We start from the raw sequence: 18,584 nt of genomic DNA, 5'->3' as shown, positions 1-18,584 counted from the left end.
TATTAGCTCCGGTTTCCCGGAGTTATCCCCAACTATAGGGCAGGTTGCCCACGTGTTACTCACCCGTCCGCCGCTAACCTTTAGGAGCAAGCTCCTTAAGGTCCGCTCGACTTGCATGTATTAGGCACGCCGCCAGCGTTCGTCCTGAGCCAGGATCAAACTCTCCATAAAAGAGAAAATTTGATTAGCTCAAATTTCTTGCTGGCATCAATTATGATGTCCAAATTGTGTTTCTCACCTTAAAATGAGAAACTTTATTTCATTAACGTTTTGTTGTTCAGTTTTCAAAGTTCATTTTATGGAGCGGGTGATGAGAATCGAACTCACGACATCAGCTTGGAAGGCTGAGGTTTTACCATTAAACTACACCCGCAAATTGCTAATATTATTTGGCGCGCCCGGCAGGAGTCGAACCCACAACCTTCTGATCCGTAGTCAGACGCTCTATCCAATTGAGCTACGGGCGCATTTTTTTTGAAAAGTAGTGCAACTTGGTGCGGCCGAGAGGACTTGAACCTCCACGGGGTTACCCCCACTAGGCCCTCAACCTAGCGCGTCTGCCATTCCGCCACGACCGCGTTCAATGAAGACATAACCTATTATACACTAAATGACACAAATGTCAAATATTAAACTGGTGAGCCATGAAGGACTTGAACCTTCGACCCTCTGATTAAAAGTCAGATGCTCTACCACTGAGCTAATGGCTCTTGCAAATGGCTGGGGTACCAGGATTCGAACCTGGGCATGACGGAATCAAAATCCGTTGCCTTACCGCTTGGCTATACCCCAATCTGGCGGTCCCGACCGGGATCGAACCGGCGATCTCCTGCGTGACAGGCAGGCATGTTAACCGCTACACCACGGGACCTAAAATATAACTTATTAAAATAATTAAGTGGTGACCCGTACGGGATTCGAACCCGTGTTACCGCCGTGAAAGGGCGGTGTCTTAACCACTTGACCAACGGGCCATGGCTCCGAAGGTAGGACTCGAACCTACGACCAACCGGTTAACAGCCGGTTGCTCTACCACTGAGCTACTTCGGAATATTTGCTACTCATCTTATCGACTTTTATTATTATAGAGACATCGGATATCAATGTCAACCATTTTCTTTTTCGCATTTGTTTACCAATGAAAAAATCAAGCTGCAGTTCATTTAACTATAATACAAAAATAACAACATTATATAAATTGTACAATGTCAGCGCATTTCATTCATTGGATTAAAAGAGTATAACCTTTTAAAGACAAGGAATATCTTATAACAATATCGCTAACAATGCAACTGTTTTTTCGAAAAAACTTTTTCATATCTAACATTTTTTACTCAACTACCTATCTTCGACCAATTCCTATGATTCAATCACTTTCTTCAGTTTGCCATGACATTTTCCACATTTATATTTCTCTATATTCATTCTCTTCTTTCTTGGGTATTGTTGTTGACAACTCAAACATTCATATATATGTAAGTTCGTATTTAATTGTTTTTTATTTTCTTCAATTGTAGAACAAAAACGTGGGGCACCTACTTTTTTTAATAATGTCCGAAAATCAACGTCTCGATGTTTGTACCCCATCCCTCTTATGTGAAGATGATAATGACACAATTCGTGCAAAATAATCCCGCGCAACTCCTCAATACCAAACACCTCATATGATTTGGGGTTTAATTCTATGTTATGGGAATGTAATAAATAGCGCCCCCCCGTTGTTTTGAGTCTTTTATTAAAATATGCTTCATGTAAAAAGGGAACATTAAATTTCTCTAATGAAAGCTCTTCTACTAATGTTTGCAATTCTTGATCTGTCATTTTTTTCTCCTTTCATCATTTGCTTAAATCGTACTTGGTATGCATCCTCTTTTAGATCAACTTGTTCACATAATTATATAATCATTTAAAAAATCTAAAAAGTGCACAGTTGAAAATTCTGTGCACTCAATAATTTTAATCAGTTTGTTTTTCAGGTGGAATCATCGTTAAAGCTATACGACCTTTTTCCACCTCAACTTTGTCTACCCATACTGTAACGATATCTCCTAAAGATACAACTTCTAATGGATGCTTTATGCGTCGTTTTTGTAATTTCGAAATATGAACTAGTCCATCTTGTTTTACACCAATATCTACAAACGCACCAAAATCTACAACATTCCGAACTGTACCCTGTAATTCCATGCCAACTTGTAAGTCTTCCATCTTCAGTACGTCTGTTTTTAATAGTGGTTGTGGGAACGCATCACGTGGGTCTCGTGTTGGTTTCATTAGTGTATCTACTATATCCTTCACTGTGATTTCCCCAACATCTAACTGGAAACTTAAATTTTGAATATCGATACTAGCAAGCGCCTCTTCACATTTCGGCGTTCCAACATCTTTTTTCGTTAAGCCTACCGCAGATAATATATCTTCTGCTAATTTATAGCTTTCAGGATGGATTCCTGTTGCATCAAGGGGATTTTTCGCTTCTGGAATACGTAAAAAACCGATTGCTTGCTCATACGTTTTGGTTCCTAGACGCGGAATTTTCTTTAATTGCGCTCGAGATGTGAATTTTCCGCCTTCACTTCGAACGTTCACGATATTCTCTGCTACTGTTTTCGATAAACCGGAGACATATTGCAAAAGAGAAGATGAGGCTGTATTTACATCTACCCCTACCTGATTCACTGCTGTTTCCACAATAAAAGTTAATGATTCTGCCAATTTCTTTTGCGATACATCATGTTGATATTGACCTACCCCTACTGCTTTTGGTTCTATTTTCACTAATTCAGATAGTGGATCTTGTAGTCGTCTTGCAATCGAAACGGCACTTCTTTGTTCAACTTGTAAGTCTGGAAATTCATTACGCGCTACCTCTGAAGCCGAATAGACAGAGGCACCTGCTTCATTGACAATGACGTAGGCCACATCATTGTGTACTTCTTTTAGTACATCTGCAATAAATTGTTCCGTTTCTCGAGAAGCTGTCCCATTCCCGATTGCAATGATGCTAATTGGATATTTATCTAAAAATGATTTTACTACAGCTTTTGATTTTGCTATATCTGGTTTTGGTGGGTGTGGGTAAATCGCTGTTACTTCTAACATTTTCCCCGTCTCATCTACCACCGCCAGTTTACAACCTGTACGGTATGCTGGGTCTACTCCAAGCACCACTTTCCCACGTAATGGAGGTTGTAATAAAAGACTTCTTAGATTTTCAGAAAAAATATGAATCGCTTGTTCTTCTGCCTTCTCTGTTAATTCATTTCGAATTTCACGTTCAATAGAGCTTTGAATGAGGCGTTTATAGCTATCTTCAATGGCCTCTTTTACATGCCCAACAGAGGAAGAGGTTGAGTTTTGTGGCAGCCACTCTCGTTCCATAATTTGCAGCACTTGTTCGATTGGTACATGGATCGACACTTTTAAAATATCTTCTTTTTCTCCTCGATTAATAGCAAGAGTACGATGTGGGACGATATATTTAACAGGCTCTTCATATTCATAATACATCTCAAACACTTGCTTCTCGTCTTTTTCTGCGTCTTTTACAGAAGTGGTGATGCGCCCTTCTCTCCACGTTAGTTTTCGTATTTTGTCTCGAACCGCTGCGTCATCTGCAAACCTTTCCGCTAGTATATCCTTAGCCCCTGCTAAAGCTTCCTCAACAGTCGATACACCTTTTTCTTCATTAATGAACGTCTCAGCAAAGGTTTCAATCGATTCTTTTGAGAACTTCATTAATTCGTCTGCTAAAGGTTCTAATCCTTTTTCTTTTGCAATGGTTGCTTTTGTCCGGCGCTTTTGTTTATATGGTCGATATAAATCTTCAACACGTTGTAATACCGTTGCTCCTTGAATAGAAGTCGCTAATTCTTCCGTTAATTTTCCCTGTTCCTCAATTAAACGAAGTACTTCTTCTTTTCTTTGTTCGAGCTGTTGTAGGTAATGATATCGATCTTCAATTAATTTTATTTGTACTTCATCTAATGAGCCAGTAGCTTCCTTACGATAACGCGCAATAAATGGTACTGTATTACCGTCTTCTAATAATTTTATAACTGCATCTGCTTGAGTTGGTTTTACTTTTGTATCTGTCGCAATTATTTGAAGCATTTTGTTATGGTCCATTATTATTTCCTGCCTTTCACATTTACATATCCTTATAATAACATTACCACTTTCTACTATTGTAGACATTGTTTATTTAGACAAGCAGAAGGAACTAGCGCCTATAGCAAAACACTATTCACACCTCAACATCCATGCTTTTTGTTCAGTAAAAAAGTCTACTCTTTACATAACACTCGAGTAGACTTCATTGATCAATATTTTCACAATAAGTTTTCCACACTACAAATAGTGAAAAACTACGAAACATCAGAATTTGCATCGATTTTTTCCTGTAACTTTTTTATAGCTTTTCGTTGTATACGTGAGACATGCATTTGAGAGATTCCGAGTAAATCACCAGCCTCTTTTTGACTGAGTTGATCGATATAGGTTAATTTTAAGACTTCTTTTTCTCTTTCATCTAATACTTCCATTGCCGTAGAAACGATAATTCGACGGTTTGTCCTTTCAAAACCATCATCTTCTTTTCCAATGATATCAAATAGCGTAACTGTACTTCCGTCTTGTTCTGATTCAACGGAATAATCCATCGATAGCGCATGATAACTTTTGGACATTTCCATCGCCTCTAGCACGTCTTCTTCTTCAACATCTAAGTATGTAGCAATTTCATGAATAGCTGGAGATTTTTGAAGTGTCGTTGTCAAAACTTCTACAGCCGTTTTAATTCTAGGTCCTAGTTCTTTTATTCGTCTAGGCACATGGACATCCCACGTTTTATCCCGCAGAAAACGTTTTATCTCTCCAATTATTGTTGGTATTGCAAAGGCTTCAAAACTTTTACCAACTGACAAATCGAACCTTTTTATTGCACCTAATAATCCAAGCATCCCCACTTGAACGATATCTTCATAATGTGTTTTTCCATATGAATACTTCTTTGCAATTGATTCTACTAGGGTTTTATAGTGTACTACTAAATTTGTTAGAGCAACATCATCATTTGATAATTGATATTGCTCTATCCATTTGTTCACTTTATCCGTAGATGTCGTGTTAAGTTGAGACGGATTCAACATCTTCTCCCACCTGCTCTCTATTGACATACTTCGTCATGAAAACAGTTACTCCACCATCATTGTTAAACCTCACTTCATCCATTAATGTTTCCATTAAAAACAACCCTAGTCCACCTTCACGTAATCGTTCAACATTATCATTTTCATGGTATGGTCCTATATTCGCTCTAACCACTTCAAAGTTAAAGCTATTGCCACAATCGGAAATCATTACCTCAATCTTATCGCTGTATAATGCACTTCCAATTACGATGTCTCCATCTTCACCATCGTTATAAGCGTGTTGAACAACATTCGTTATTGCCTCGCTAACTGCTATTTTCATATCTTCTATTTGGTCGTAAGAGAAGCCTACACGTGTTGCCAATCCGGAAATCGTTAGTCTCATGACACTCACATATTGAGGTTTAGCAGGGATTCTTAATTCAATGTAGTCAAATGCTCTCATTTATAGTTTTCACCCTCTTATTTGACTCAATATCCATTAGTTCACTAAGACCAGTAATTTCAAAGAGTCTAGTAAGTCTACTAGATAATGCAACTAATTTTAAATTTCCGTTTTGTTTCAATACCTTTTTATAAAAGGCAACAAAGATTCCAAGACCTGTGCTATCCATATAATTCACTTGGGATAAATCTAACTCAATCAATACCCCTTCAAAAATGCGTATTGTATCTAATTCATCGCGTAAAAGCGGTGCTGTATAGGTGTCTACTTCCCCTTCGATAAACCCTTTTATTATTTCGCCATCTTCCCGAAACTGTACATTTACATTCATTTTCGGACACCTCCAATTTAACTACGATACATTTCCCTGTACTATTGTATTTAAACCTATTTTCTATTCTTTTTTATAATTACGATCGTAAAGTCGTCTTCTAATTCTTGTTTCTTTTGCAAATCATCATAAATTGTTTTACACATATCTTGTGCACTTAAATGACAGCAAGACAAGGCAAGACTCTTAATATACTCTCGAGAGTTAAAATTCTCTAATTCTCTAAAATCCGTTACGCCATCTGTTACGATAATAAGAAAATCATCGTCCTGTAGTTTGATGTCAAATTGATTATATTTTACTTGTCTTAATATCCCTAACAATAGACCTTTAGACTCTAAATCATAGTAAGTTTGTTCTGCAGCATTAAAGTAAATGGCAGGTTCGTGCCCCGCTGAACTGTATGTAAATGTATCATCTTTCAAATTATAACGACCGTAAAACAGTGATACAAACATGCTATCGTCTACACTTTTTTCTATGATATTATTTAACACCTCTAAAACATAGGAAGGATTAATCGGTGCATACTCTAACGTATCTAGTCCATATTTCACCATGGACATGCAAAGAGCAGCAGGTACCCCTTTACCCACCACATCTGTTACGGCCACACTTAAATAACTATCATCCGCATGCCTAAAGTGTACGTAATCTCCATTCATTTTTCTTACCGGAATTGAAATCATTCCTATATCAAGAGAGTTTGGTTTTGGAATAGATGTCTCTAATAATAAGTTTTGGATTTTTGTCGCAATATCCATCTCAATACGTAATTCTTCCTGTTTCATAAGAAGACTTTGGTGTTCTTTAAACATCAAGCCAAAGTTCAGCATGACTTCGATTAAAAAATCATATGAATGTTTCATCGAATCTGGTAAATCACCATAGATTTCTATAACTGCTTGTTTATGTATACTTATTACTTCTTCTGGACTCACATTTTTTTGAATCAGTTGTTTAATAAAATTTTGGCCAATATATAAATTGCTCTCATTTAAATTTTGAATATAATCCGATAGTATCTTTTTATATTGAATTTTAAGTTGTTCCAATTTTAATTCACGCCTATCTTAGCCATTTTTTTATTTCCACTGTTGTCCCCATTCCAACTTCTGATTGAATATCAAAGTAATCGACTAGTCGCTTAACTGCAGGTAATCCAGCACCAACACTATCTGGAGCTAGATAGCGATCTTCTAAAACTTTCCGTACTTCTTTAATTCCAGGACCTTTGTCGATTGCTTTAACACCAATCCCTTTTTTACCGTTATACTCCAAAACTTCAATAACCACTTTTCCAATATGCGCATATAAAAATATATTTTTTGCCAGTTCACTTATAACTGTCGTAATCCTAGCTTGATCTACTGTGTCAAAACCAATTTCTCTTGCTTTGTTACGACCAAGTCGACGTGCAGTTACAATATCTAGTTCTGTTACGATTTCTATTGTCGACTTATTATCCATGACTGCACCTCCATATATACATATTTTCACTTTTCTCCATACGGAAGAAGAACACTTCTCACTAGTAGCCTGAATAGAGAAAAAATTGAAGATTTACTATGTATTTACTAAACTATTATCTATAATATATCTTATCGAGGATACTTCTATCAATTATAGAATTAATATTAATTTTTGAAAATTAAATTTATTATATCACCATTTTATCAAAATTTCCCATAACAAAAGGCACTTTAGCTGCGATATTTTGCAGAAAGTGCCTTTTTACAATTATGTATTAAAATTTGAGTAACCCTAAGCTTATTTCTAATGCGATATCCACTTTTTCCATCAGTTCTTCATCAAGTTGCGTAATTCGATCAGTAAGTCTTGATTTGTCAATAGTGCGCAATTGCTCAAGCAAAATTACCGAATTTCGTTCGAAACCATATTTCTTCGCATCGATTTCGACATGAGTCGGCAATTTTGCTTTTTGAATTTGCGCAGTAATGGCCGCAATGATTACAGTTGGACTAAAACGATTTCCTATATCATTTTGAATGATTAATACGGGCCTAGTACCGCCTTGTTCAGATCCCACAACAGGTGATAAATCTGCAAAAAAAACGTCCCCTCGTTTCACAATCAAAAATGTCATCCCCCGCTTACGAGACGCTCTACCATATGCTCCGCTTCATATTCTACATGTAGACATTCACTACAAATTTTTAAGTTTATTTGTGACATCTCCACATAGCCTTTCATTAAAGCTTCCCGTATTTGATTTGGTTGCTTGTGCGTTGATAATCTACGAGACGAGATATAGACAGGGCTTTCGTTGTCTCCAGATTTTTGCTCAAGTGTATGGTTAAACTCCATTAACATCATTTCTTGAGGAAGCTTAATCTCTACTTCCCTTACGTTTTCAACTTTTTTCGCGTACAAAACAAGCACCTCCACAAAAACCGTACCATTTGTCATTTCTATATCATTCTATCATCCAATAGATGAGTTGAAAAGATAGGTTAGTAAAAAATGTGGCAAACTGTGTAGTTATATCGGTTTTTGTTGGAGATTTTGTCGTATTTTACTGCTTTGTGTAATAAACTCTTGGGACTCTACTAGTTATGATACAAGGTATTTCATAGTTTATCGTATCGACTTTCGAAGCCCATTCATCCATTGTAATTTCTTCATCTTTTTGTTTTCCAATTAAAGTTACTTTTTCACCTATATTATATGCAATTGGTAATAATATCATACATTGGTCCATACAAATTCGACCAACTATTGGAACCCTTTTCCCATCAATAAGCACATGTTGCCCGCTAAATTTGCGAATTAACCCATCTGCATAACCTATTGGAAGCGTACCAATATAGGACGATTCTGTTGCTGTAAAAGTTGCCCCATACCCTATGGATTGACCTGCCTCTACTTGTTTAACTTCAATCAATTCAGTTTCTAACGAGAAGGCTGACTGTAATGGAAACGGTAATTTTGTTTTTACATAGGCAGAAGGTGCAAGACCGTACATCGAAATGCCAAATCGAACTGCATCAAATTGAAGTTGTGGATCTTTAATAAGCATTGTTGCTGTATTGGCTGCATGAACTATTCTTGGTTTTTTCGGTAGTGTGGCGATAAATTGCTGAAACATTGTTACTTGTTTGTTAAAGTATGAATCGTCTTCTTCATCTGCTGTTGCAAAATGTGTGAAGATCCCATCTACAACTAAATTTGAAGATTTGTTGATTTCATTATAAAGATCCATTAAGGTTTCAATTGAGGTAACCCCTATTCTACCCATGCCTGTATCAATTTTAATATGTAATTTTAATGGTTTTGAGGAGTTTGATTGCGTACAGACTTGTTGTACCCAATCTTTTGAATAAACGGTTAATATAATATTTTCATTTGCTGCAACCTCCGCAAATGAACTTGGTGAATAACCTAATATTAATACATCAGTAGTAGGAAAATGCTTTCGGATATGAAGCGCTTCCTCGGGTGTAGCAACAGCTAACATACTTGCCCCTGCCTCTATTGCTGCCCGCGCAACTTCTACATCCCCATGTCCGTAAGCATTCGCCTTCACTACTGCCACAATTTGAACATTAGGTTTTAGATGTTCTTTCAAATGACAAATATTCTGTTTAATTGCTTGTAAATCAATGATTGCTTTTGTTGGACGGAAGTGTTGTTTGTTCTGCATTATTTATTTACCTTCTTTTTCAATTTATAAACTTCAAATTTTAGAATTTTTTTCTTTTTGATAAAAATTTAATATCCAACATATCTACTCTCACCTGTAGATAGGAAACTTTCTTTAAAAAAGGATTTATAATTGCGCCAAACGCTTTGTCCAAACGTTTGGCACAACTTATCTTGTGAGCTGCCCCACAAATTAAACTATCTATTTATTTTAAACCTCCAGTAGTTACAGAGGCCGCAACTTCCATCATTTCATCTTTCGTTAAATTGTCAGAAGCGATAAAGAATGATACACCATCGCGCTCCCAGCTAATGGAATTGTCTGTAATAGCCCCAATTGTAAATCCTAAATCTGCTGGATCCCCAGGTGCAAATACAGGTAGCGTTGCATCTTCTTCATATACAATCGGTTGTTGAACAAGTGTAAATGATTTGTCCCCTTCGAACGTTAAAATTACACGGTCGATTCCATCTTCAGAAACAGTTTTCTCGTCGATGAGTTTCGTATTATTCCAATCTAAATTAGGATAATGTGTTTCAAACACAGTTGGTTCAACATCAGCGCTTGCTGTATCTTTTGCATCTTTGTCGTCAGAAAACTTCTCAACTGCGTATTCACTTTCTTTATGTTGCATACCTAAATCAATATTTTTAAATGATATAAGCATTTGCTCTTCCTCTGCTTCGTTTAATACAGAAACAGAAGTCGGAAGCATCGTTTTCTTATCTACAACAATTTTTTGTGTCGGCATAATGCTCTTATGATTGTTTCTTGTTGCAGCTGTAAAGATATAGTTCTTTTCATCTTCTTCCATTACCACTTTGTCATCAGCTAATAAATCCTCTGCTAGTGCACCAATTAAGTAGGCTTGGCTATTTTGTTTCGGCCATTCACTTTGGAACTTGTACGTTTTTCGTAAAGACGGTGTTACAACAAATACTCCTTCTTCATTTCGAATGATCATTTGTGTTACATCTTCACCTTGTTGAGTCACTTTCACACGGTAGAAATCTGGTTCAGTATGCCAAACGTTTACATCATACACTCGTGGCTCATTTCCAGTTTTGATCTCCATCGTGGCATCAAGCTCGTACCCTTTTACATCATTCCATTTGTTGTTTAAATCCTTTAAAACTTTCTCCGGTGAATCCTCCCCACAAGCCGCAAGTACTAGCACACTTAACAACATGACGATAAAAGCGATTAATTTGTGTCGCAAAACTCCATCCTTTCTTCTACTTTGAGCTCCGATACGTCAAATATATGAGTGGTTGTCTCACTTTATGCTATCACTTTTGGACAACTTCTCAATAAATTATTCAATTAATTGTTCTTCTATTAAGAGAACCTGTGCTGCTGCATATTCTTTTGAATGTGTAATGCTAACATGTCCACTCACAAGATTTCCATCAAAATACAATATAGGCTTCCCTAATGCATCTTTTAATATTTCAATCTGGTGAAATTCACATCCTTTTCCTATACCTGTCCCATTTGCTTTTGAATAGGCTTCTTTTGCAGCAAACCTCCCCGCTAAAAATTCTACTTGGCGAGTTTCTGATAGTTGGTTAAATATATTCAACTCACGCTCAGATAATATTCGATTTTGAAATTTTTCTGAGCGCTCTATTGCTTTTTTTACTCTTATAATCTCAACTATATCTAAACCGATTCCTTTTATCATATGGTAGTTCTCCTTTTATTATTATTTAATTACAATGTATAATGCTATTAACTTCATTTAGTGGGGGCTTCCCCACTAAATGAAGTTATAGCCACCGGCGGATGCCACAGATTTTCAAAGGAAATTCATTGAGCAAGCTCGATAAAATCTGGGCGCAAATCTTTTAGCTGCGACGAAAGCTTGCGACAGTCGTAAATACGCCAAGGCGCATTTGATTTGAGGTGTATATATGTTTATTCGTAGAGAAAGTTTCAAACAATTCTTAAAGCTCTATCCAGTTGTATCAACTATTATCGGGGCCAACTTCATTATTTTTATTCTAACAATTATACCAGGATTTGGGGATATCGTTCTATATACTGGGATGAGTGTGAACTATTTAATCGGTGATGGTCAATGGTGGCGGATTGTTTCTTCCATTTTCATTCATGGCGGATTCATGCATGTATTATTTAATATGTTTTCCCTCTTTTTATTTGGTCCAGAACTTGAAAAAATAGCTGGAAAAGCACGATTTTTAACGATCTACTTACTAGCAGGGATTTTCGGAAATGTAGCGACATTCGTTACACAAGACCCTTCCTATGCAAGTGTCGGTGCTAGTGGTGCTATATTTGGGATATTCGGTGCTTTTGGGGCACTAGTCTACTATACACGTCGCACAATGCCTCAATTAAAGCAAATTATTATGCCTTTAATAATCATTGGTGTCATTATGACGTTTTTATCTCCAAATGTGAACGCCGCAAGTCATTTAGGTGGATTAGCTACAGGATTCCTCCTAGGTTTAACCTACTTTTCACCAAAAAAGATCGTCAGTTGGCGGAAATAAGAAAAGCGGAAGCGCCCTCGCTTAGCCCCCAAAGAAACTGGAAACTCAAACTGGATAATTCAGAACGTAAAAGAGGGTATGAGTCCATTGCTCACACCCTCTTTTCTACTTAAGAATTAGATTTTTCATACCACTGCAATACTTCCTCTACATCACTTACATTTAAGTTTGCTGCTTTTGCGGTTGCCCCAGTCATCCCAGACATGACCGTCGCTTGGACAGAAGCGATGTTTTTTCTCTTTTGGAAATAGCTCTGTCTACTTTCGACTGCTTGAATCCTTTTTTTCTCAACGACAAACGTAACACGACTAATCATTCGATAAACAATCGTTAATTGGTGTCCGTTTATTGCAAACCCCGTTGTCTTAAATTGCCATAACCCAATGAGTATAGAAGGAACCACAATAAGCATGGATAAAAGTCCATATGGGAACCAGAAATATGAGGCCAATGCAATAACCGGGATCATCCAAACAAAATCAAGACGATAGAAAAACGGTTTTGCCTTAATTGGTGGTTGTGTTAAAGGTTGTTCCCATTCAAAGGTTGGAAGAATTTCACTTAATGGTTCGTAAAGTTCCTTCTTCGAAATTAATGGGAAAAGCGTCATTTTTTTATCATTTTCTCCAAATCCACCGCTAGCACTTTCAACAACGACAGCTGCAAATCCAAACATTTGACGTAAAGGATTTTCAACAATCTTAATTGCCTGGATTCGATTTAAAGGAATGGTAATACGCTTCTTTTCTAATAACCCTCGCGTAATCGTTAACCGGTCATCTTCTTCAACGACCGTAAAATCATAATAATTAATAAATGTAATAACGACGGATATAAGCCAAGCAATGAAAAAGGCTACAAAAATTAAGAGCGCTACAACAACAAACCCAAATTTAATTAATGAAGTAAATTCTTCAAAAATCCATTCATACGGGATGAATTCCGAAAACTGAGATAGTATTGCTGCAACCCCAGCTAGAACAACCCCCACACTATTAGATGTGGTAGCTAGTAGCACTAAATCTTTTGCCTTCATTTTATGGATGATTCTTGTTTTCGATATTTCCTCTACTTCTGATCGTATTGTATGGCTATTACCTTCAACTACTATCGGCTCTTTACGCACTTGCTTTGCTTTGCGAGTTTCTTGTTCGATTTGATTTGCTGCGTCTTTTGTAATTGCAGTTAATACCACTTCCGGTTTTCCATCTGTACTACCAGCCGTTTCAACCATGACTTGAACAAGCCCGAAAATGCGATGGAAAATGCCTTCTTTATAATTGAAGCTTTGGATACGATCAAACGGAATATAACGTTTCTTTTTTACAAAAAGTCCGTATTTTACCCTTAACTCATCTTCTTCAAACCAATAGACAAATGTCCACCATTTTATAATCCCAGAAAACAAATAGATAATTGTTATGACACTAAAAATTATTAGCGGGATAATATCTGACCAAAAACCTTCATCTTTTGGATTAAAGGAAATATTAAAACCATTTGCAACAAAAATAATTAGAAATGGGATGATTAGATCTTTTAAACCTTTAACAAAATTGATAATTGCTGAAACCGGATGAAGTTTAAATTCATTGTTAGACATCATCTTCAGCCACCCTTGCAAGTACTGAAATACGTGCACGCAACTGATCAGCATCAGTAGTTATCAGCATCGGGATGATATGCGTAGTTGCAGCTGTAGATATCGAAATATTAGCTAAATCATATTTCTTTAATATAGGTCCTTGTGCGGTATCAACGTGCTGAACACGAACCATCGGAATTAACGTCCTCTTCACGATAAATAATCCACTTTGAATTTCAATTTCATGTTCACGCACTTCATATCGCCAATGATCCCAGCGAATTGTGGGGAATAACCAGATTGATGTGATTCCAACAATCAAGACAAGCGCAATTGCGATAAAATAAATAAATATTGGCCAATCAAATTTATACGTCAAAAAAATGATCACACCCGCTAGAATCAAAACAAAAAAGGTGTTAAAACACCCATATAACCGCCATACCGTTAAACCTTTTTTAGGAATTTGGAACTTTAGTTGATTTCTCACAGAAAACACCTCTTCTCTATCCAATTATACGTATGAGAAGGAATTTTGTTTCAAAAAAGGAGGCGTTCGAAAAGTAATTTTCGAACGCCTCCTTTGGTATTTAATTAAATTTACTCTTCACGACGACGACGGGGACGACGATCTCCTTCACGGCGTGCGCTGCCTTCACGACGACCTCCACCTTCTTTTCGTGCACCTTCGCGACGACTTCCGCCACCACTACTACGTCCGCCACGACCGAAGTCACGACGACCCCCACGAGAGTCTCCGCTGCGACCGCGACCAGATCCACCAGAGCGTTCTTTACGCATTGGTAATGGACGTTCTTCTGAAATTGTAACTGGCGTATCATCAGGTTCTTTTGTCATTGATTTAATAGCAGCTGCAACTAAATCAATCGCATCATGATTTTCCAATAATTGGTTAGCCAAAATGCGATAGTCACCTAAATCATTCGCTTGGACAATCTCAACTAATGATTCCATTGCAGTTTGTTGTTGACCAACTAAAGCTTCTGATTCTGTAGGTGGGCGAAGTGGTGTCATACGTTTTTTTGTAGTTTCTTCTACGATACGTAAATAACCCATTTCACGTGGTGTTACGAATGTTACTGCAAGACCTGATTTACCTGCGCGACCAGTACGACCGATACGGTGAACATAGCTTTCTGGATCTTGAGGAATATCAAAATTATAAACGTGCGTAACACCTGAAATATCAAGACCACGAGCAGCTACGTCTGTTGCAACAAGAATGTCAATTTTATTTTCTTTAAATTGACGTAATACAGACATACGTTTCGCTTGGCTTAAATCACCATGAATTCCTTCTGCTAAATATCCGCGAAGGCTTAACGCTTGAGATAATTCATCCACACGACGTTTTGTTCGTCCGAAGATAATCGCAAGTTCTGGTTGGTGTACATTCAATATACGAGATAAAACATCGAATTTTTCACGTTCTTGTGCTTTTACAAAATATTGTTCGATATTTTCAACTGTCATTTCTTTTGATTTGATTTTAACTTCTTCTGGATCTTTCATGAAGTTCGTAGCAATTTTACGAATAGCAGGTGGCATTGTTGCTGAGAATAATAATGTTTGTCGTTCAGATGGGACATTTTCTAAAATCGAATTAATATCATCGATGAATCCCATATTTAACATTTCGTCAGCTTCGTCTAATACAAGCGTTTGAACATTTTCAAGCTTTAACGTGCGACGGTTAATATGGTCAATAATACGACCTGGTGTACCTACAATAATATGAGGTTTATTTTTTAACGCACGGATTTGGCGACTAATATCTTGTCCACCATAAACTGATAATATTTTTAGACGTTTATCATAACCAAGTTTATAAAGTTCTTCTGAAACCTGAATTGCTAATTCACGAGTTGGTGCAATAATTAATCCTTGAATATCTGGATTCTTTGGATCAATTTTTTCTATTAGTGGAATACCAAATGCTGCCGTTTTACCAGTACCTGTTTGCGCTTGCCCGATAATATCGCGGCCTTCCATAGCAAACCTAACTGTACCTTCTTGGATTGGTGTGGCTTCTTCAAATCCCATACGTTGCAATGAACGTAATGTCGATTCACTAATATTTAATTCTGAAAAATTTGTCAAACTCTTCAATCTCCTTTTTCCATTAAGTTGACAAATGGTTACATTTTCAGATGAAATGTCGGCAAACTTCGAGCCTAAGTTTGGAACGTTTCCGATACTTAATAATACTCTGTACATACAGAGCGCGATGACGCGATTATATATGAAAAGGAAAACCCGGTCTTTGCCGAGCGGTTCAATTCTACACTTTTTCTTTGAGTTAATTTCAAACAATAGAATAAAACCGTTAAATTCAAAAAAAAGCACTCTTCATCGATAAAACAAGTGAAGAGCCTTCGCACAAAATGTATCCATTGCTTTACATAGTCTAACACGGCTCGTATCCGCATTGCAACGATAATGCTCCAGTTGTTCTTAATGTTAGTACATTTACCTCCATTTTCCATATAATGACTGCCACTTGAAAACGAAAGGTGCTCGTCCAGCTTAGTCTCGACAGTAGCATTGCTCGATTTGCGGGATTATTTACACATAAAATGTAGCACCTTTGGAAACCAAACATTACAGTCATCACTGAAACAAATATGATGTTTGCCTTTTGGAGAAAAAAATAATTGTTTATCTTGTACTTTTAACTGATCATATAAAATGTTTGCCGTTGCATAAGGAACGATACCATCACATTGACCTTGCACGATAAATGTCGGGGTATTAATCGATCCAATATAAGGCTCCACCTGTCGTACAATCTTCATAAATTGAACCGTGCTACTAACAGGTACATTATTTATTTTGTTCTCATACCGCTGAAATAATTCGTTATCTTTTAATTGACCATTGATTGCCTCTCTTGCCATCAAACGCAAATCCTTTAATAGTTGTGCTGGCGCGATATACTTTGCAGCTGCACTTAATAACACTAATTTGCTTACTTTGTATCGTTTCGCTAAATAAAGCGCAATGACTCCTCCCATTGAAAAACCGATAACAGTAATTTCATCCACTTGCTTCGCTAATGTTCGATAAGCAATTTCGGCATCCATTAGCCAATGTTCCGCCTTGTTACCTTTTAACGATAACGCTTCTCCATGACCAGCAAAGGTTGGTGTTTCTATAGGCCAATCTAAATGATCTTTTATGTAATTGGCAAGTGGCATAATTTCATACGGCCCGCCAGAGAATCCATGAAGCATTAGGATGCCTCTTTTCATGCATTTCCTCCTGTTCAAACTCCGATAAACTCCAAATGAAAATTCAATCTCCTTTAGTAATCAAAGTAAATTTTTTAAAATCCTCATTTTACATACGACTTAACGCAAATTAAGTGTTGTTTGAACTTAATAATAGATAAGCTGTATGTCAAATAGGTGGTTTTCAATTTTTTGTCCTTTATAAGCACATATAAAAGAGATGCTTTTAAACCAATATTCGGTTTAAAAGCATCTCGAAAACACTACGCAGTAAACGATTTTAAAATTGTTTCGAGCTTCATTCCCCGTGATCCTTTTAGTAATATTAATGAATCTGTACTTGCATATTTATTTATATATTGAACAATTTCATCATAATCATTCTCTGTATAAATAACATCTTCTTGTGAGAATTGATGTTGTAGCTTTTCAAATAACCATTTCATTCTTGGACCAAATAAGCAAACTTTAGCAATTTCCTCTTTGTCAATTACTTCTGAGATATCCTCATGGAACTGTCTTTCATTTTCCCCTAGCTCAAGCATATCCCCAAGAACAAGCCACTTTTCTTTTCGCATCGTTGTAGATTGGACAAACTCAATTGCCGCCTTCATTGATGTCGGAGCTGCATTATAAGCATCATTAATAAATAAGATACCATTTGTAGCTGGTATTAATTGCATGCGCATATCAGTTAAGTTTACTTGAGCGAGACCTGTTCGAATTTGTTCTTCTGATAATCCCAATGTTTTTCCAACTAACATAGCATTTAACGTGTTTTTTACTTGGTGTTTCCCAAGCACAGGAATAAAGAACTCCCCATTTAACTTGCCTCGAACGGCAAAAGAACTTCCCTTTTCTGTCGTTTCGATGGACGTCACTACTAAATCATTATGCTCTTCAAATCCAAACGAGATGGAAGAAAGAGATGGTGTATGATTCACTAAGTTTTGCAGTAATGGTTCATCCCCATCATAAAATAAAGCACCTTGTGAATCTAACCCGATAATAATTTCAAATTTCGCCTTCGCAATCCCTTCACGCGAACCTAAATCCTGCATATGGGCTTCTCCAATATTGGTAATAATCGCAAGGTGCGGTTTCGCTAAGGTAGATAAAAATTCAATTTCACCAAATCCGCTCATACCCATTTCTAACACAGCAATTTCAGTATCTTCATCAAGAGATAATATCGTAATTGGTAACCCTAATTGATTATTAAAATTCCCGATTGTTTTTTGCACCTTGTAAAATGGGGAAAGCATGCTCGCCAAAATATCTTTCGAGGATGTTTTCCCATTCGATCCCGTCACACCAATAAATTTTGCTTGATGTTCCTCACGATAACAACGTGCCATCTGTTGTAAAGCTTCTTCTGAATCTTCTACAAATATTATTGGTTTGTTTTTAGGAGGATTCGGCTCATCCTTCAGCCAAAAAGATGCCGCAGCACCCTTTTCAAATGCTTGCGCTACAAATTTATGTCCGTTTACAGAATCTCCTCTAAAAGGAATAAATAAATCTCCTTTTTGGATGGAACGTGTATCGATTGAAATACCTGTAATTATTTGATTTCCAAATTCGCCTACATCAACAGTTAGCCAATTGGCAATTTCATTTAACGTTTTCTTCATCGTTC

18 protein-coding genes, 8 tRNA genes and 1 rRNA gene are annotated in these 18,584 nt (G+C 36.8%); 1 reads left to right on the top strand and 26 read right to left on the bottom strand.

Annotation, left to right across the window (positions count from 1 at the left end; genetic code table 11):
* The 21 genes from EK386_RS08950 to acpS form a co-directional block, all read right to left on the bottom strand.
* Positions 1-171 (bottom strand): 16S ribosomal RNA (locus EK386_RS08950); the annotation flags it as partial.
* A gap of 128 nt (positions 172-299) precedes the next feature.
* Positions 300-373, bottom strand: a tRNA-Gly gene (locus tag EK386_RS08945).
* Between the two features lie 17 nt (positions 374-390).
* Positions 391-467, bottom strand: a tRNA-Arg gene (locus tag EK386_RS08940).
* 25 nt (positions 468-492) lie between these two features.
* Positions 493-578, bottom strand: a tRNA-Leu gene (locus EK386_RS08935).
* 57 nt (positions 579-635) lie between these two features.
* Positions 636-710, bottom strand: a tRNA-Lys gene (locus EK386_RS08930).
* A gap of 7 nt (positions 711-717) precedes the next feature.
* Positions 718-792: transfer RNA gene (locus tag EK386_RS08925), tRNA-Gln, on the bottom strand.
* A gap of 3 nt (positions 793-795) precedes the next feature.
* Positions 796-871 (bottom strand) — tRNA-Asp (locus EK386_RS08920).
* Positions 872-899: 28 nt separating this feature from the next.
* A tRNA-Glu gene (locus EK386_RS08915) sits at positions 900-974 on the bottom strand.
* A gap of 1 nt (position 975) precedes the next feature.
* Positions 976-1,050: transfer RNA gene (locus EK386_RS08910), tRNA-Asn, on the bottom strand.
* A gap of 309 nt (positions 1,051-1,359) precedes the next feature.
* Complete coding sequence (locus EK386_RS08905; protein WP_126658813.1) at positions 1,360-1,821, bottom strand: SprT family protein; 462 nt, start codon at positions 1,819-1,821, stop codon at positions 1,360-1,362.
* A 135-nt stretch (positions 1,822-1,956) separates the two neighbouring features.
* On the bottom strand, positions 1,957-4,128 hold the full coding sequence (locus EK386_RS08900) for a Tex family protein (RefSeq protein WP_126658812.1): 2,172 nt from the start codon (positions 4,126-4,128) through the stop codon (positions 1,957-1,959).
* Between the two features lie 239 nt (positions 4,129-4,367).
* Positions 4,368-5,150: an RNA polymerase sigma factor SigB gene (gene sigB, locus EK386_RS08895; RefSeq protein WP_126658811.1), complete on the bottom strand. Its 783-nt coding sequence runs from the start codon at positions 5,148-5,150 to the stop codon at positions 4,368-4,370.
* Positions 5,128-5,598: an anti-sigma B factor RsbW gene (gene rsbW, locus EK386_RS08890; RefSeq protein WP_126658810.1), complete on the bottom strand. Its 471-nt coding sequence runs from the start codon at positions 5,596-5,598 to the stop codon at positions 5,128-5,130. Before rsbW ends, sigB begins: the two co-directional genes overlap by 23 nt.
* On the bottom strand, positions 5,585-5,929 hold the full coding sequence (locus tag EK386_RS08885) for an STAS domain-containing protein (protein ID WP_126658809.1): 345 nt from the start codon (positions 5,927-5,929) through the stop codon (positions 5,585-5,587). Before EK386_RS08885 ends, rsbW begins: the two co-directional genes overlap by 14 nt.
* Before the next feature lie 56 nt (positions 5,930-5,985).
* The gene (locus tag EK386_RS08880; RefSeq protein ID WP_126658808.1) at positions 5,986-6,984 is read right to left on the bottom strand and encodes a PP2C family protein-serine/threonine phosphatase; all 999 of its coding nucleotides are present in this window, start codon (positions 6,982-6,984) and stop codon (positions 5,986-5,988) included.
* Between the two features lie 13 nt (positions 6,985-6,997).
* Entirely contained in the window at positions 6,998-7,399 is a 402-nt protein-coding gene (locus EK386_RS08875; RefSeq protein WP_126658807.1) for an anti-sigma regulatory factor, read from the bottom strand.
* 277 nt (positions 7,400-7,676) lie between these two features.
* The gene (locus tag EK386_RS08870) at positions 7,677-8,027 is read right to left on the bottom strand and encodes a type II toxin-antitoxin system PemK/MazF family toxin (RefSeq protein ID WP_126658806.1); all 351 of its coding nucleotides are present in this window, start codon (positions 8,025-8,027) and stop codon (positions 7,677-7,679) included.
* A gap of 5 nt (positions 8,028-8,032) precedes the next feature.
* On the bottom strand, positions 8,033-8,323 hold the full coding sequence (locus tag EK386_RS08865) for a transcriptional regulator (protein ID WP_126658805.1): 291 nt from the start codon (positions 8,321-8,323) through the stop codon (positions 8,033-8,035).
* 142 nt (positions 8,324-8,465) lie between these two features.
* A complete protein-coding gene (gene alr, locus EK386_RS08860; protein WP_126658804.1) occupies positions 8,466-9,593 on the bottom strand; it encodes an alanine racemase in 1,128 nt (375 codons plus the stop codon).
* A 205-nt stretch (positions 9,594-9,798) separates the two neighbouring features.
* Positions 9,799-10,812, bottom strand: a complete 1,014-nt coding sequence (locus tag EK386_RS08855; protein WP_126658803.1) for a LolA family protein — start codon at positions 10,810-10,812, stop codon at positions 9,799-9,801.
* Between the two features lie 96 nt (positions 10,813-10,908).
* Positions 10,909-11,277 (bottom strand): holo-ACP synthase, encoded by a 369-nt coding sequence (acpS, locus tag EK386_RS08850; protein WP_126658802.1) that lies wholly within the window; start codon positions 11,275-11,277, stop codon positions 10,909-10,911.
* A gap of 229 nt (positions 11,278-11,506) precedes the next feature.
* On the opposite strand from acpS, the gene EK386_RS08845 reads away from it, so the two are divergent.
* Positions 11,507-12,109 (top strand): rhomboid family intramembrane serine protease, encoded by a 603-nt coding sequence (locus EK386_RS08845; protein WP_126658801.1) that lies wholly within the window; start codon positions 11,507-11,509, stop codon positions 12,107-12,109.
* Positions 12,110-12,218: 109 nt separating this feature from the next.
* On the opposite strand, the gene EK386_RS08840 is transcribed toward EK386_RS08845, so the two are convergent.
* The 5 genes from EK386_RS08840 to EK386_RS08820 form a co-directional block, all read right to left on the bottom strand.
* Positions 12,219-13,712, bottom strand: a complete 1,494-nt coding sequence (locus EK386_RS08840; RefSeq protein WP_126658800.1) for a PH domain-containing protein — start codon at positions 13,710-13,712, stop codon at positions 12,219-12,221.
* Positions 13,705-14,184: a PH domain-containing protein gene (locus tag EK386_RS08835; protein ID WP_126658799.1), complete on the bottom strand. Its 480-nt coding sequence runs from the start codon at positions 14,182-14,184 to the stop codon at positions 13,705-13,707. The genes EK386_RS08840 and EK386_RS08835 overlap by 8 nt, the downstream gene beginning before the upstream one ends.
* A gap of 110 nt (positions 14,185-14,294) precedes the next feature.
* Positions 14,295-15,815, bottom strand: coding sequence for a degradosome RNA helicase CshA (cshA, locus tag EK386_RS08830; protein ID WP_126658798.1), 1,521 nt, complete (start codon positions 15,813-15,815; stop codon positions 14,295-14,297).
* A gap of 461 nt (positions 15,816-16,276) precedes the next feature.
* Positions 16,277-16,966, bottom strand: coding sequence for an alpha/beta hydrolase (locus EK386_RS08825; protein WP_126658797.1), 690 nt, complete (start codon positions 16,964-16,966; stop codon positions 16,277-16,279).
* Positions 16,967-17,208: 242 nt separating this feature from the next.
* Positions 17,209-18,579, bottom strand: a complete 1,371-nt coding sequence (locus EK386_RS08820) for a UDP-N-acetylmuramoyl-tripeptide--D-alanyl-D-alanine ligase (RefSeq protein WP_126658796.1) — start codon at positions 18,577-18,579, stop codon at positions 17,209-17,211.
* Positions 18,580-18,584: the final 5 nt, after the last annotated feature.

The sequence above is a fragment of the Lysinibacillus antri genome (assembly GCF_003977595.1).
GTDB lineage: Bacteria > Bacillota > Bacilli > Bacillales_A > Planococcaceae > Ureibacillus > Ureibacillus antri.
The sequence above is the reverse complement of the archived record's forward strand: the minus strand, read 5'-3'. Positions and strand labels throughout refer to the sequence as shown.

Coding starts and splice junctions, on each gene's coding strand:
- EK386_RS08905 (WP_126658813.1), bottom strand. CDS start 1,821: ATGACAGATCAAGAATTGCAAACATTAGTAGAAGAGCTTTCATTAGAG.
- EK386_RS08900 (WP_126658812.1), bottom strand. CDS start 4,128: ATGGACCATAACAAAATGCTTCAAATAATTGCGACAGATACAAAAGTA.
- sigB (WP_126658811.1), bottom strand. CDS start 5,150: ATGTTGAATCCGTCTCAACTTAACACGACATCTACGGATAAAGTGAAC.
- rsbW (WP_126658810.1), bottom strand. CDS start 5,598: ATGAGAGCATTTGACTACATTGAATTAAGAATCCCTGCTAAACCTCAA.
- EK386_RS08885 (WP_126658809.1), bottom strand. CDS start 5,929: ATGAATGTAAATGTACAGTTTCGGGAAGATGGCGAAATAATAAAAGGG.
- EK386_RS08875 (WP_126658807.1), bottom strand. CDS start 7,399: ATGGATAATAAGTCGACAATAGAAATCGTAACAGAACTAGATATTGTA.
- alr (WP_126658804.1), bottom strand. CDS start 9,593: ATGCAGAACAAACAACACTTCCGTCCAACAAAAGCAATCATTGATTTA.
- acpS (WP_126658802.1), bottom strand. CDS start 11,277: ATGATAAAAGGAATCGGTTTAGATATAGTTGAGATTATAAGAGTAAAA.
- EK386_RS08845 (WP_126658801.1), top strand. CDS start 11,507: ATGTTTATTCGTAGAGAAAGTTTCAAACAATTCTTAAAGCTCTATCCA.
- EK386_RS08840 (WP_126658800.1), bottom strand. CDS start 13,712: ATGTCTAACAATGAATTTAAACTTCATCCGGTTTCAGCAATTATCAAT.
- EK386_RS08825 (WP_126658797.1), bottom strand. CDS start 16,966: ATGAAAAGAGGCATCCTAATGCTTCATGGATTCTCTGGCGGGCCGTAT.
- EK386_RS08820 (WP_126658796.1), bottom strand. CDS start 18,579: ATGAAGAAAACGTTAAATGAAATTGCCAATTGGCTAACTGTTGATGTA.